This is a genomic window from Mycobacterium sp. DL440 (genome assembly GCF_011745145.1).
Taxonomy (GTDB): domain Bacteria; phylum Actinomycetota; class Actinomycetes; order Mycobacteriales; family Mycobacteriaceae; genus Mycobacterium.
In genome coordinates, this window is sequence record NZ_CP050191.1 from 4867927 (window position 1) to 4881329 (window position 13403).

Genomic DNA, 13403 nt, shown 5'->3' on the forward strand with positions numbered 1-13403 from the left:
GGGTCATTTCCGGCCGAGCAACAGGTCCACGGCCCTGGCGGCGCTCTGTACCGCACTCTCCATGGTGGCTGACCAGTCGGTGGCGGTCCAGTCGCCGGCCAGCACCAGAGTGGGCACCGAGGTGCGTTGCGGTGGACGCAGTGCGTCGGTTCCCACCACCTGCGAGAAGGTCGCCTTGGGCATCTTGACCACCTGCGCCTGTACCACCTGCGCCTCACATGCCGCCGGGTAGTACCGGCGCAGCAGCGCCAGCTGCTCGTCGACGATCTCGTCGTTGCTCTTGTGGATCTGCTCGTAGGCGCCGCTGGTCGTCAGGCAATACAGCCAGGCCCGTTCGGTGGTGCGGCCGTGCATGATCTGGCGGTCGAAGACCTCGTCGATCACCCCGGTGCCGCCGATGAGACCCTCGAAGGCGGATTCGGTACCGAGCGCCCGGTCCAGATACAGATTGGTGCTGACGATCGGCGTGTAGCCGAGTTTGTCTGCCGCGGCATAGATTTCGGAATGTTCGGGGAGATCATCGAGCAGCCCGGCGATGTTCGAGTTGGGCACTGCACAGACCACGGCGTCGGCGGGGATCTGCGTGCCGTCGGACAAGGTAATGCCGGTAACCCTGCCGTTGTCGATCACAATCTTTCGGGCCACCGAGCGGTACCACACGTCGACACCGCGCTCCGCGAACACTTTCAACGCCCCGGCAATGTACAGCGTGTCGAGGTCCACTGTGGGGTAGCCGATGGTGACCGGGGTGCGGTGCAAGACGGCGAGCCGGAAGCCGGTGGCCATCACGTTGGCGAACACCTTCGCCGATTCACGTGCCACCGGTTCGGCTGCGATCCCCAGGGCGAGCCAGTCCCACAACGCTTCTCGAGCCGGGGCAGGCATGCCCACCCGCTCGAACCACTGCTCGGTGCTCAGATCGGCCAGGTCGGCCGGCTGATGCAACGCCTGCCAACCCAACCGCAGCGTGGCGCGGGCCGCCCGCAGCCGGTCGGCGAGGCCGGCGTCGGGATGGACCCCGAAAAGCGTGCGGATCGCGCCAAGGCCGGTCGTCTGCATGGTGATGCTGCGCCCGTCGGGCCAGCGCAGCGTCGAACTCTTGGGAAACTCGATGAACTGCCGGGTACCCACACTGGTGAGATAGCGCCACAGGTGCTCATATCCGCTGGCGACCACGTGCTGGCCGTTGTCAGGTGTGTCGTCGGCGATTTCGGCGCGCATCGCGTGGGTGCGCCCGCCGAGCTGACCCCGACGCTCCAACAGGGTGACATTCTTTCCGGCTTCGCTCAGCCACACCGCGGCGGCCAACCCCGCCAGCCCACCGCCGATCACCACGTAGCGCTCACCCATACTGCGGCCCCTCCGTCGAGTAACTTACAGATTGTAAGTTATCTGGTGGGGCACGCGCGCGCTATTGGACAGGCGAACGCCCCTTCGACGCACGCTCGGCCGCGGCCAGCATTTCGTCGCGGAACCGCGGGTGTGTGATCGCGGCCAGCGCCTCACCGCGCTCACGGACCGTCCGGCCCTCCAATTCGGCTGCGCCGTACTCGGTGACGATCACATCGACCTGATGCCGAGGCGTCGTGATCACGGCGCCGGGGCCGAACCACGGCACGATCCGCGACTGGATCACGCCGTCCTTCTCGAACGTCGAGGGCAGACAGATCAACGAGCGGTCCGATAGATCCAGTCCGGCGCCGGCCACGAAGTCCTCGGCGCCGCCGACCCCACTGAACTGGTTGCCGGCGATGGTGTCGGCGACGACCTGGCCGTGGAGGTCGACCCCGAGCGCGCCGTTGATCGTGACCATGTCGTTGTTCGCGCCGATCACCTCCGGCGAGTTGACGATCTCGACCGGCAGGAACGCGACGTCGGAGTTGCCGTCGAGCCACGCGTAGAGCTCGGCCGACCCGAAGGCGAAAGTCGTCACGCTCACCCCGTCGTACAGACCTTTCCCGACGTTGGTGACCTTGCCCGCACGGTGCAACTGCATGCACCCATCGGTGAACATCTCGCTGTGCATGCCGTACCCACCCCCGTCGCCCTCGGCGAGCAGCGTGGCGATCTGGCTGGGAATCGAGCCGATGCCGGTCTGCAGTGTCGCGCCCGAGGGGATGTACTCGACGGCGTGTCTCGCGATCGCTCTGTCGACATCGGTGGGCGAGGCTGCGGGCAGCGCGAGCGGTGCGTCGGTGGAGTGCACGAGGATGTCGATCTCGTCAACGTGCAGTGCGTGGCGGTAATCGTCGAGCCCGAACGTTCGCGGGTAGGCATCGGACGCCTCGACGACCAGCAATCGCTGCGGATCGGCACCGGTGCGGCGCAATTCGCCGACGGTCGCACCGGCATGCAGCGATAGCGAGCACCAACCGTCCGCGTCGGGCTGCGCGGCGACGGTCGTCATCACCCGCGGCGCCTGGCGCTCGAGCAACGGGGCGAACCGACGGAAATCCGCCGGCGCGAATTCCACCTCGGCGCCCATATCCCGCAGCATCCGCTCGAAAGGACCGAAGAAACCGGACAGGTAATGGACACCGGGCCGGGTGAACAGTTCGGTGCCGACCCCGAGCAGCGCGCCATAGACGCGCAGGTCCGTCCAATCCGTGCGCTCGCCGAGTGCCCGCAGAAACGCCGGCGGCTGACCGGGCCCCAGCGGGATCCCGAGCGTGTCGGCGGTCGCCAGGCGCGCAGCGGCCTGTTCGGCGGTGAGCTCTTCCGGCATGGCGTCACTCTCCCACACCGCATGGTCCGATTCCCGCCAGCATGCCGGCCTGGGCGCTCATAGCGTCATCAGCATGACGTCGCAGCCTCAAACGACCCGAATTACCGTGTGGTTCATGGCGATTGCCGCCGCCGCCGGCACTGCCGCGATCTATCCGCTCCAACCGGCGGTATCCGATGTCGCTGACAGTCTTGACATCTCGGTTGCCCACGTCGGTATCGCGCTGGCATGCGGTCCCGTCGGCTACCTGTTGGGGCTCGCGCTGCTGGTACCGCTCGTCGACCGGTTTCCGCCGAAATACGTCCTCGCCGCACAGTTCGGCGCCTTGGCTGCGGCCTTGGCGGCCAACGCCGCCGCCGGCACGATGTGGCTGCTGGCACTCACCATCACGCTGATCGGTGCCTGTTCTACGGTTGGTGCGCAGTTGAGTTCGATCACCGCGCGCTTCGTCCCCGACGGCCATCGGGCCACCGCGCTGGGCATTGTCACCGCGGGCATTTCAGCCGGAATCATCGGTGGCCGAATCGCCGGTGGCAGGCTGACCGACGTATCGGGATGGCGCGGCGCCCTGCTCGTGTTCGCACTCGCGTCCGCCATCGCCGCACTTGTCTCCGTACGAACCTTGCCTGCCACAGCCGGTTCGACCACGAGCAGCATCATGGCAACACTTCGCACCCTCCCCGGCCTGTACGTGCGGTTCCCGAAGCTGCGTATCGCCGCGGTACGCGGGTCGCTTTGGTTCTTCGCGTTCTGCGCGGTATGGGCCGGCCTCGCTGTTGCGCTGGCACAACCGCCGTATTCCTATTCGGCCGAACGGATCGGCCTGTACGCCCTTGCCGGCCTCCTTGGCATCGTCGCGACGCGCATCGCCGGCACGTGGACCGATCGCGTGGGCCCGCGTCGAGTGATGCTGGTCGGCCTGGTCGCCGCGGCCCTCGGCGCGATCACCCTCGCTGTGTGCCTGTCGAACACGGCGGCCACGCTCATCGGTCTGGCCGTGTTCGACGCCGGGCTCTTCGCCGCCCAAGTTGCCAATCAGAGCACGGTTTTGGCGATCGACGCCGCCGCACCCGCGCGCTTCAACAGCGCCTACATGGTGGTGTACTTCGTGGGCGGCAGCCTCGGTACCGCCTTCGGCGCGGCCGCCGTCGGATGGATGGGGTGGCCGGCGACCGCGGGAGTCAGCTCCGCGGCAATCGTTGTCGCGCTGCTGCTCAGCGCTGCAGATCGACCGTCACGCCAGAGTGGCTGCCGTCGCCGAATGCCACGCCAGCGTGACAAAGTGCGGGCGGGTCAGTTGACGGGCACCCCGTAATACCGACCCAGCACGTGCGACCGCAGCTCATCGAACTCACCGGCGACGATCGATGCCCGGATCTGATCGACCAGCCGGATCACGAACCGCTCGTTGTGGATCGTGCACAGCGTCGCGGACAACATCTCCTTGGCCTTGAACAGGTGCCGAATGTAGGCGCGCGAGTAGTTGGCGCAGGTGTAGCAATCACATTCGGCGTCGATCGGGGTGAAATCCCGTTTGTACCGGGCCCCCGTGATGTTGTACCGTCCCGTCGCCGAGTACACCGCCGCATTGCGCGCCACCCGCGACGGCGACACACAGTCGAAGGTGTCGGCCCCCGCGGCCACGGCGTCGAACAGGTCATCGGGTTCGCTGATCCCGAGCAGGTGCCGGGGCTTGTCCGCGGGGAGTTCACTGCTGACCCAGCCGACGATGGTCGCCAGGTTCTGCTTCTCCAGCGCGCCGCCGATGCCGTAGCCGTCGAAGCTCAGCCCCTCGGCGGGCCCGGCCTCCTGCCCGATCGAGGCCAGCCCACTCGCGGCCTGCCGGCGCAGATCCTCGTACTGAGCACCTTGCACCACTCCGAACAGCGCCTGCCGCGGCCGCTCCGGCGACAGCGCCTGCAGCCGGTGATGCTCGGCCAGACAACGCACCGCCCACTCATGGGTGCGCTGCACCGAGCTTTCCTGGTAGGCGCGGGTGTTGACGAGCGTGGTGAGCTCGTCAAACGCGAAGATGATGTCGGCGCCGAGCTTGTTCTGGATGCCGATCGACACCTCAGGGGTGAACCGGTGTTTCGAGCCGTCCAGATGCGAGCGGAACGTGACGCCGTCGTCGTCCACGACAGCCAGCCGTTCTTTGCCCTTGGCGATGATGTCGTCGGTCTGCAGCCGTTCGGTGTCCATGGCCAGGACCTTCTTGAAGCCGACACCCAGCGACATCACCTGGAAGCCGCCGCTGTCGGTGAAGGTCGGGCCAGGCCAGTTCATGAACGCCCCGAGGCCGCCGGCCTCGGCCACGACGTCCGGGCCCGGCTGCAGGTACAGGTGATAGGCGTTGGCCAGGACCGCTTGGGCGCCAAGCTGTTTCATGGTCTCGGGAAGCACTGATTTCACGGTGGCCGCAGTCCCGACCGCGATGAACGCCGGAGTGTGGATATCGCCGTGCGGAGTGTGAATGGTCCCGACCCGGCCGAATCGGCCGGGCAACTCGGCCTCCACGGTGAAATACGGCTGGTCCACACCAGGTATTCAACCGGATGCGCGTCCGATTTCCGTCATGGGGGCGGACGCAGCCATACTGCGGACGTGAATTTGGTCATGAGCCGCCCCATTGTCATTGCCACCGGATTTGCTGTGTTTCTGGCTGCAGTCGCCGGATGCTCGTCGCAGGAATCGGGTTCTTCAGGGAAGTCCGGCCAGGGCCGCGTCACCTTCGGTCCTAACGACGCCGGTCCGGTCACCAGCGTCAGCTGTGAGACCAAGGACGGACTGACCACGATCGGCATCAAGGGCAAGATGCCGGCCTCTGTGATGCTGACCGACGGGGAGGCACCGGTGGTGCAGTCGGTGAACATCGGCGATGTGAACGGCGAGGGAGCTTCGCTGACCTACCTCTCCGGCTTGTCCGGCGCACCGGTCGTGGCCGCGCGCGACGGCAAGGGCTACACCATCACCGGCAACGGCATGGGCATCGATCCCAACGAACCCAGCGCACCGGTGGACATGCCGTTCGACATCGCAGTCAGCTGCCCCTGAGGAAGGTCACGATCGCCCCGGCGAGTTCGTCGCCGGCATCTTCCTGCAAAAAATGACCGGCGTTCGCGATCACCGGATGCTCGATACCCTGTGCGCCGCGCATGTCCCGCTGAAAGATGGACGCCATGGCTCCGGTGATCGGGTCACCGTCGCTGAACGCCACCAGCATCGGGATTTCGCTGGCCGCCAACGTTTTCCAAGCTGACCGGTTGGCGGTGGCAGCCGGGTCGTCGGGCGTGGTGGGAACCAGACCGGGCATCGCGCGCGGACCCGCGCAAAAGGTGTCGTCGGGGAACGGGGCGTCGTAAGCCGCCCTGATCTCGTCGCTGACCGGGCGGCGGCACCCGGCCGCCACGAATCTGCCGACGTCGATCGTCGGCAGATTCTGGATGGCCGTGCGGAACTGCCACCAGATCTCCGGCATGGGAATGTCGCCGCTGGGCAGTCCCGTGTTGGCGACGACGATATTGGCGAACCGGTCGGGATTCTCGGCAGCCAGGCGCAGCCCGATCAGACCACCCCAGTCCTGACCGACGAGGGTCACCCTCCGCAAGTCCAGGACGTCGCAGGCCAGCGTCCGCATCCACTCGACGTGCCGGGCATACGTGTGATCCTCGACGCGCGTGGGTTTGTCCGACCTGCCGAAGCCGACCAGGTCGGGGCAGACGACGCGATGGCCCGCTGCGGCCAGGATCGGGATCATGCGGCGGTACAGAAACGACCAGGATGGTTCCCCGTGCAACAACAGCACCGGGTCGGCGTCCGGCGGACCGGCCTGCACCCAGGCCACCCGCAATCGGCCACCGTCGTTGTCATCGATCTCGGAATACTCTGGTAGATAAGCAAACTCAGGCAGATTACCGAACCGGTCGTCTGGAGTACGCAACGTCTGCATGATGCTGAACTTACGACCGCCCCGCGGCCGCTGCGAACAATTCGCCCAATCGCATGCCCACGACCTGCATCAACCCCAATACTTCTGCCTGACGGCCCGCCACTGACGACGGGCTGCACAACCGTGAGGAGAGCAGTGGTGAAGCGTGAGTTCCTGGTAGCCGTCGGCGGCGCCGCGATCGTCATCGCCGGCCTGTCCGGCTGTTCGTCGAGCGACAAGAAAGACAGCTCCAGCGACACGAAGGCGACGGCATCGGCGTCAGCCACGGCTTCGGTCGAGGCCGGCGATGCCAAGGCCACAACAGGTTCGGGCACCGCCCGGGTCAGCATCGACGGCAAGGACCACAAGGTCGAGGGCACGGTCGTGTGCGCCACGGTCGCAGGCAATGTCACCCTGACCGTCGGGCAGGGCGTGTCCGGAGTCAGCGCCACTCTCGGCGAGGGCGACCAGCCGTCGGTGACCGCGGTGGCACTGGGCAACATCGACGGTGTCAGCCTCACCTACGCCCCAGGCATGCCCGGCGGCAGCGCCGAAGCCACCAAGGATGGCAACAAGTACACGGTCAAGGGTGACGCAACAGGCATGGACGGAATGAACCCGGTGACCAAGCCTTTCGAGCTCGAGGTCTCCTGCCCGTAGCGATCGAGCCACTTTTGGCAAACATCTGGCATAGTGTGGGCCCGGACTGATCCCGGGCCCACGCTCTGTTCTCAGTCGTTTTCACGTCGGACGACCTGAGGAGCACCGTGGCCAGTCACCGGAAGCGCGCGCGTTCATCCGCTGCCGTGGTGGCCGGTGCCACCGCGAGCCTGACGGCAGTGCTCACCTTCGGACATGTCGCCGACGCGCTGGCGGCCACCTTGCCGGGCAACTATGCCGTCATCGGAGTGGGCGGGGCGAACAATCCGACCAGCGACCGGATCCAGAACAAGTTCCAGCGCAACTACGTGCCGTACAGCGGCGGGTACGCCGGACCGGCCGACGGTCGCTTCTACGGCGTCAACTATCCGGCCACGTTGCCGATCGATACGAGTGTGGCCGAGGGCCGCCAACCGTTGATCGACAAAGTCGCGGAGGCTCGAACGCAGGTCGGCTCGGACGGCACGGTCTACATCGTCAGTTACTCCGAGGGAACCATCGTCGCCGAGAAGTACAAGCGCGAACTCGACGGCCAGGGTGGCCACGACGCCGACACGCTGAAGTTCGTCTACATCGCGGCGCCCACGGTTCCCAACGGGGGCATTTACGCCCGCTTCCCGGATCTGGGACCGCTCGGGCTGCTCGGATTCACCAGCACCGGCTCGGCCGAACAGTCGCCGTACGACGAAACCTTCATCACCATCGAGTACGACCCCGTCGGCGACTTCCCGGCCTACGCCAACCCGCTCGCTGTGGCCAACGCCGCGGCCGGGTTCGTCTATCTGCACGGCGACCCGACACCCGACGCCACCGATCTCAACGATCCGGACGCGGTCATCGTGAAGACCGTCAACACGCCGGGTGGCGGAAATGACACCTACATCCTGGTCAAGACCGAGCATCTGCCTTTGCTGCAGCCCATCCGCGACGTGTCGACCGCCCTCAACACCACGGCATTCACCGAGCCGGTGCTCGGGGCGATCGAGCCGACGCTCAAGCTCGCCGTCGACATGGGCTACACCGATCGCGACTACTCCGATCCCGCGACACCGATCCGGTTCTCGTTGATCACGCCACCGAAGCGGATTGTCGAGACCCTGAATCAGCTGCCCGACGCCCTGCAACAGGGTGCGGACAACTTCAGTGGCGGATTGCCTTCGACGACTCCGCCTTCTATTTCACCTTCGACGACTCCGGCACCCACCGACCGCGTCGCGGCAAAGAAGATGGCCCCCAAGGCCATCAACAAGAACGACACCGATGACGAGGCCGAGACCCCGAAGAAGCCGGTCAAGCGCACCCCGCCGCACCGGCGCGATGACGTACACACCGCCGTCTCGGACGTCGCGAAGAACGTCAGGGACAGTTTCAAGCAGAAGCCCCAGTCGGAGCCCAAACACCGGGCCAAGCCGCAACGCGCGTCGGACGCGGACAAGGCCGCTTAGGCTCTGATGTCATGCTGGGGGCATGACTCGACGGCACCGCAGCGCCATCGTCTGGTTCCTGCTACTCGCGCTGTTCCTCCCGCTCGCGGGTTGCTCGTCGGCCCCGGACCCGGCTGACCGATTCGCCGCCTTCGCCGATGCCCTGCAACGCAAGGACGCCCACGGAGCGGCCGCACAGACCTCAGACCCCGCAGCCGCCGAGCCGGCAATCACCTCGATGTTCGACGGCATGGGCGATGCCGCCTCGGTCAAGGTCACCGCTGAACCCGATGATCAGGCCGGCGCGACCCTGAAGTATCAGTGGACCTGGGGCGAAGGTCACGATTTCGGCTACGACACCGCCGGCACCGCGGCCAAGGCCGGTGACGACTGGCTCATTACCTGGGCGCCGACGCTGTTGCACCGAGATCTGCGGGACGGCTTGCGATTTCAATACAGCACCGACAGCGACCTGCAGACCCCGGTGCTCGACCGGACCGGCCAGCCGTTGATGACGTGGCAGACCGTGGGCGTGATCTCGCTGGACCGCGCCCATCTCGATTCCGCCGCGCCGCTGGCCGCACTGCTGACCCCCTTCGACGCCAGCACCACCGCGGAATCCATCGGCGCGCAATTCACGTCGAACACCGACGATCGTGTGACGGTGATGAAACTGCGCGAGGACGACCTCGCGCAGGTACGCGACCAACTGGCCCAGATTCCAGGCGTCACCGTGGCCGAGCAGGGCGAGCTGCTGACCACTGACCGCCAACTGTCCTCACCGGCGATCGGCGGACTGGCCCAGTTGTGGCACGACCGGATCACCAAAGCCGCCGGATGGTCGGTCTATCTGGTGGACGACAACGGGGCGCCCGCTCAGAAGTTGGCCTCGACCCCACCCGCACCGACCGACCCGATGCACACCACCCTGGACCTGCGGCTGCAACTGCTCGCCCAGCAGGCCGTCGCCCAGGAGACCCGGCCTGCGGTGCTGGTCGCGATCTCCGGTACGACTGGGGGCATCTTGGCTGCCGCGCAGAACTCCGCTGCGGATCCCCAAGGTGCCATTGCCTTTTCGGGGCTGTATCCGCCGGGGTCGACGTTCAAGACCATCACCACCGCGGCCGCACTGGAAGCCAACCTGGCCACCCCGGAAACCCCGGTGGCCTGCCCGGGACGGTTGACCATCGAGAACCGCACCATTCCCAACGACGACGACTTCGACCTCGGGACAGTGCCCTTGGCGTCAGCGTTCTCCCATTCGTGCAACACCAGCATGGCGGCGCTGTCGGACAAACTGCCCGCCGATGCGCTGACCAAGATGGCCCGCGCGTTCGGCATCGGGGTCGACTTCGCCATTCCCGGGCTCACCACGGTGACCGGTCGGGTGCCCAACGCCGACACCGCCGCCCAGCGGGTGGAAAACGGCATCGGCCAGGGCACCGTAACCGTCAGCCCATTCGGTCTCGCGGTCGCCGAGGCCAGCCTGGCGCACGGCTCGACCATCCTGCCCAGCCTGGTCGACGGCGAGAAAGTGACCGCCGACAGCCCTTCCGAAACACTGCCGGCCGGCGTCACCGCGGCGCTGCGGGACATGATGCGCAAGACCGTGACCGAAGGCACGGCAAGCCAATTGAGCGACATCCCCGATCTCGGCGGCAAGACAGGTACAGCGGAATTCGGCGACAACACGCACTCGCATGGGTGGTTCGCCGGGATTGCCGGGGACATCGCGTTCGCGACTCTGGTGGTGGGCGGAGACTCGTCGACGCCCGCGGTGAAGATCTCGGGAGACTTCCTGCGGGCTACCCGCTAGCCCCGGCCGTGCTCGCCGACAAGTTGGCTGATCGTCTGCACCGCCTCCCCGATGACGGGCGAGCTGGCTCGCAGTTCGGATCCGGGAGCGCGAGCTTGAAAACCGTTCTCAGGGTGAGCAGGTACTGGCGTGCGAGCGGACCGGTGGTGTACGGCAGGTCAAAGCGGGCGCATATGGCCCGAACCTGTGGAGCGATCTGCGCGTAGCGGTTGCTCGGGAGATCTGGAAAGAGGTGGTGCTCAATCTGGTAGCAGAGGTTTCCACTGAGGAACGCCAACACCCGCCCGGCACGGAAGTTCGCGGTGCCAAGCATTTGTCGTAGATACCATTCGGATTTGGACTCATCGTCCAGTGCCGCGGGTGCGAATTTCTGCGTATCCTCGCCGAGGTGTCCGCAGCAGATCACCACGTAGGACCACACATTTCGGAGCAGGTTGGCGGCCACGTTTGCGGTGAGCGTGCGGCGCCATCGTCGAAGACTCAGCGCGGGAAAGATCAAATAGTCCTTGGCGAGCTGCCGCGCCACTTTGCGGACCAAGGCGCGGGTGAGGACGGTTTTCTCGGCGCGAGTCGCCGCGTGCTTCTTCTGCGACTCCCACCCCTGCAGGGCGATGCCCCATTCGAACATGATGGCCAGCAAGATGCTTCGTACCGGCTGCAATAGATTGCTGGGCTGCCACTGCTGGTCGCGGGTGACCCGCATGATGCCGTATCCGAGATCGTCGTCCACGCCGATGACGTTCGTGAATACGTGGTGACGGTAGTTGTGGGCGTACCGCCACTGTGAGGAGACGCCGGCCATGTCCCACTCCCAGGTGCTGGAGTGGATTTCCGGATCGTTCATCCAATCCCATTGACCGTGACAGATGTTGTGACCAAGTTCCATGTTCTCGATGCTTTTCGCGGTGGCCAGCGCTGCGGTTCCCAGCGCCCAGCCGGGCCTGCTTCTGCCGGCGGCGATCGCGAGTCGCGCGGTGACCTCCAGACCGCGCTGAAACATGATGGCGCGGTGGATGTACAGCCGGTCTGATTCACCAAGCGAATTCTCGATGTCACAACGGATCGCCTCGAGTTCGAGGCCGAGCGCCTTGAGATCGGCCTCGCAAAGGTGGGCGTATTCGGCTACGTCGGTGACTGCCATCGCGATCACGTCCGTTCGTGGTGGTGCTGGTTACGAGAACCCGGGTATAGGCGCGGGCGCGCCGCCGGGCAGGTCGAGGCGGCTGGCCAGTCCGCTGAGCAGAATGTCGAGTCCGCGGTCGAGTTCGGCCAGCCCGTCGTAGGCGGCCCAGGTTGGCGCGAGCTCACGCAGGTGCGGGAATTCGCCGATCGGCAAACGATGCAGCCCCAGCCGCAACACATGGTCGGTTTCCTCGGGGCGTTCGACGATTTCCTGCAGTTCGGTCAGCACGTGCCCGTACAGAAATCCGAACAACGCCCGGTAGACGTGTAGTGCGTCGCCACCGGCGACTCCAGCCCCTGTGAGCAGGGCGAGGACATCTTCGAGGTGTCGCAGGATTCCTGGTGACCGCATCCCGAGTGGTGTCGCCAGCGGCCGGGTGACCAACAACGGCACCACGTTGGGGTGTGCTCGCGCCAGATCGCGAAAGTCGTGGCCGAGCTTGCGCAATGCGATAGCCCACTCCGGCGCGGTGGTGTCCAGCGAAAGCTGTTCGAAGACCAACTCGACGACCCCGTCAAGAACCGCGGCCTTGTTCGGCACATGCCGATATAAAGCCATCGGGTCGCGTCCGACCGCCTCGCCGAGCCGCCGCATCGACAGCGCGTCGACCCCCTCACGGTCGATGATGGCCAGTGCACTGGCCAGCACTGCCGAGCGGGTGATCGGCCTACCGTCGCCGTCCGCCTCCGTGGAGTCGGTCGCCTCGGCGGCATGTCCAGAATCTGGCTGTCCCGTTGGCGGCTGGGTCATGAGGGTCGAGCACCACCTTCCAGTGCATCTTTGATGTATATCTTCACCGTAGACATACATCGTAGATGTCGCAACACTCCACAGGTGGAACAGGCAGCGTCGGGCACACCTCGACACCTTAGATCTATGGCGTAGATGTACGTCGTTGACATACTGGCCAAAGGGGCGTGTACTGGACTTCTAGCACCGGATTGAGGCGACGCCATGATCGTCATCGTTGGATTGGCCGTTCTGTTTGTCGCGGCGGCCGTGGGGTTCGCAGGAGTACTGGCCAATGCGGGACCCGCTCATTCGTTGACCGACGGTTTCTCGGTATTCGGCTATCACGTCACCGGGTCGACCGGCACGCTGTTCCTCTTCGGGATCATGGTCGGCGCGGCTGCGATGCTGGGCCTGAGTGTGCTGCTGGCAGGTGCTCGGCGCACCGCGGGACGCGGGCGAGACGCCCGGAATGCACTCGCCAGATCTCAACGCGAGGCGGCGTTTCTGAACCAGGAGCGCGAGCAGCGGCTCGAACACCAGCAGGACGGCGCATCCTCGGGCCCGACCGTGAGCACCGGCCCCGAGAGAGATTCCCTGTTCAGCCGTTGGTCGCGCGGTCGGCAACCGACGCCCACAGCCCGAATCGATACCTTCAGCCCGCGCTCGCGGGCCATGAACACCGAAAACCAAGGAGTCCGCAATGAGCATCGGTAAAAAGATCGCCCACAAGGCCGAAGCCTCCAAGGGCAGCCTGAAGAAGTTCTTCGGACGCGCCACCGGCAACACGCGCCTGCGCATGGAGGGACGCGCCGACCAGGCCACGGGCAACACCAAACAGGCAGGGGCCAAGTTGAAAGACGCGTTCAAACACTGACCAGGGCAACCCTGCCCAAACCATCTACACCGAAATCCATCTACACCGAAATCAGGTAAAC

At 65.8% G+C, this 13403-nt stretch carries 13 protein-coding genes; 7 read left to right on the forward strand and 6 right to left on the reverse strand.

Going from position 1 to position 13403, the window contains the following annotated elements; translation table 11 throughout:
* Positions 1-3: 3 nt before the first annotated feature.
* Positions 4-1350: a hydroxysqualene dehydroxylase HpnE gene (gene hpnE, locus HBE63_RS23735; RefSeq protein ID WP_166906932.1), complete on the reverse strand. Its 1347-nt coding sequence runs from the start codon at positions 1348-1350 to the stop codon at positions 4-6.
* Between the two features lie 61 nt (positions 1351-1411).
* A complete protein-coding gene (locus HBE63_RS23740) occupies positions 1412-2725 on the reverse strand; it encodes an acetyl-CoA hydrolase/transferase family protein (RefSeq protein ID WP_166906933.1) in 1314 nt (437 codons plus the stop codon).
* A 115-nt stretch (positions 2726-2840) separates the two neighbouring features.
* On the opposite strand from HBE63_RS23740, the gene HBE63_RS23745 reads away from it, so the two are divergent.
* On the forward strand, positions 2841-4040 hold the full coding sequence (locus HBE63_RS23745; RefSeq protein ID WP_166906934.1) for an MFS transporter: 1200 nt from the start codon (positions 2841-2843) through the stop codon (positions 4038-4040).
* On the opposite strand, the gene tgt is transcribed toward HBE63_RS23745, so the two are convergent.
* The gene (gene tgt / locus HBE63_RS23750) at positions 4019-5263 is read right to left on the reverse strand and encodes a tRNA guanosine(34) transglycosylase Tgt (protein WP_166906935.1); all 1245 of its coding nucleotides are present in this window, start codon (positions 5261-5263) and stop codon (positions 4019-4021) included. The genes HBE63_RS23745 and tgt overlap by 22 nt on opposite strands.
* A gap of 78 nt (positions 5264-5341) precedes the next feature.
* Here tgt and HBE63_RS23755 point away from each other — a divergent pair, with 78 nt between their 5' ends.
* Positions 5342-5779: a lipoprotein LpqH gene (locus HBE63_RS23755; RefSeq protein ID WP_243858250.1), complete on the forward strand. Its 438-nt coding sequence runs from the start codon at positions 5342-5344 to the stop codon at positions 5777-5779.
* Here HBE63_RS23755 and HBE63_RS23760 read toward each other — a convergent pair.
* A complete protein-coding gene (locus HBE63_RS23760; protein WP_166906937.1) occupies positions 5766-6674 on the reverse strand; it encodes a haloalkane dehalogenase in 909 nt (302 codons plus the stop codon). The two genes, HBE63_RS23755 and HBE63_RS23760, sit on opposite strands and share 14 nt — an antisense overlap.
* Positions 6675-6812: 138 nt before the next feature.
* On the opposite strand from HBE63_RS23760, the gene HBE63_RS23765 reads away from it, so the two are divergent.
* From HBE63_RS23765 to HBE63_RS23775, 3 genes are all read left to right on the forward strand, one after another.
* Positions 6813-7313, forward strand: coding sequence for a lipoprotein LpqH (locus HBE63_RS23765; RefSeq protein WP_166906938.1), 501 nt, complete (start codon positions 6813-6815; stop codon positions 7311-7313).
* A gap of 107 nt (positions 7314-7420) precedes the next feature.
* Positions 7421-8758: a PE-PPE domain-containing protein gene (locus HBE63_RS23770; RefSeq protein WP_166906939.1), complete on the forward strand. Its 1338-nt coding sequence runs from the start codon at positions 7421-7423 to the stop codon at positions 8756-8758.
* Positions 8759-8780: 22 nt separating this feature from the next.
* Positions 8781-10553: a penicillin-binding transpeptidase domain-containing protein gene (locus HBE63_RS23775; protein WP_166906940.1), complete on the forward strand. Its 1773-nt coding sequence runs from the start codon at positions 8781-8783 to the stop codon at positions 10551-10553.
* Here the strand turns inward: HBE63_RS23775 and HBE63_RS23780 are convergent.
* Both HBE63_RS23780 and HBE63_RS23785 read right to left on the reverse strand, forming a co-directional pair.
* Entirely contained in the window at positions 10543-11694 is a 1152-nt protein-coding gene (locus tag HBE63_RS23780; RefSeq protein WP_166906941.1) for an acyl-CoA desaturase, read from the reverse strand. The two genes, HBE63_RS23775 and HBE63_RS23780, sit on opposite strands and share 11 nt — an antisense overlap.
* A gap of 30 nt (positions 11695-11724) precedes the next feature.
* On the reverse strand, positions 11725-12486 hold the full coding sequence (locus HBE63_RS23785; protein WP_166906942.1) for a TetR/AcrR family transcriptional regulator: 762 nt from the start codon (positions 12484-12486) through the stop codon (positions 11725-11727).
* Between the two features lie 204 nt (positions 12487-12690).
* Here HBE63_RS23785 and HBE63_RS23790 point away from each other — a divergent pair, with 204 nt between their 5' ends.
* Positions 12691-13182: a hypothetical protein gene (locus HBE63_RS23790; RefSeq protein WP_166906943.1), complete on the forward strand. Its 492-nt coding sequence runs from the start codon at positions 12691-12693 to the stop codon at positions 13180-13182.
* Positions 13169-13342 (forward strand): CsbD family protein, encoded by a 174-nt coding sequence (locus HBE63_RS23795; RefSeq protein ID WP_166906944.1) that lies wholly within the window; start codon positions 13169-13171, stop codon positions 13340-13342. Before HBE63_RS23790 ends, HBE63_RS23795 begins: the two co-directional genes overlap by 14 nt.
* The last annotated feature ends 61 nt before the right edge of the window (positions 13343-13403 follow it).

Coding starts and splice junctions, on each gene's coding strand:
- hpnE (WP_166906932.1), bottom strand. CDS start 1,350: ATGGGTGAGCGCTACGTGGTGATCGGCGGTGGGCTGGCGGGGTTGGCC.
- HBE63_RS23740 (WP_166906933.1), bottom strand. CDS start 2,725: ATGCCGGAAGAGCTCACCGCCGAACAGGCCGCTGCGCGCCTGGCGACC.
- HBE63_RS23745 (WP_166906934.1), top strand. CDS start 2,841: ATGGCGATTGCCGCCGCCGCCGGCACTGCCGCGATCTATCCGCTCCAA.
- HBE63_RS23755 (WP_243858250.1), top strand. CDS start 5,342: ATGAGCCGCCCCATTGTCATTGCCACCGGATTTGCTGTGTTTCTGGCT.
- HBE63_RS23760 (WP_166906937.1), bottom strand. CDS start 6,674: ATGCAGACGTTGCGTACTCCAGACGACCGGTTCGGTAATCTGCCTGAG.
- HBE63_RS23775 (WP_166906940.1), top strand. CDS start 8,781: ATGACTCGACGGCACCGCAGCGCCATCGTCTGGTTCCTGCTACTCGCG.
- HBE63_RS23780 (WP_166906941.1), bottom strand. CDS start 11,694: ATGGCAGTCACCGACGTAGCCGAATACGCCCACCTTTGCGAGGCCGAT.
- HBE63_RS23785 (WP_166906942.1), bottom strand. CDS start 12,486: ATGACCCAGCCGCCAACGGGACAGCCAGATTCTGGACATGCCGCCGAG.
- HBE63_RS23790 (WP_166906943.1), top strand. CDS start 12,691: ATGATCGTCATCGTTGGATTGGCCGTTCTGTTTGTCGCGGCGGCCGTG.
- HBE63_RS23795 (WP_166906944.1), top strand. CDS start 13,169: ATGAGCATCGGTAAAAAGATCGCCCACAAGGCCGAAGCCTCCAAGGGC.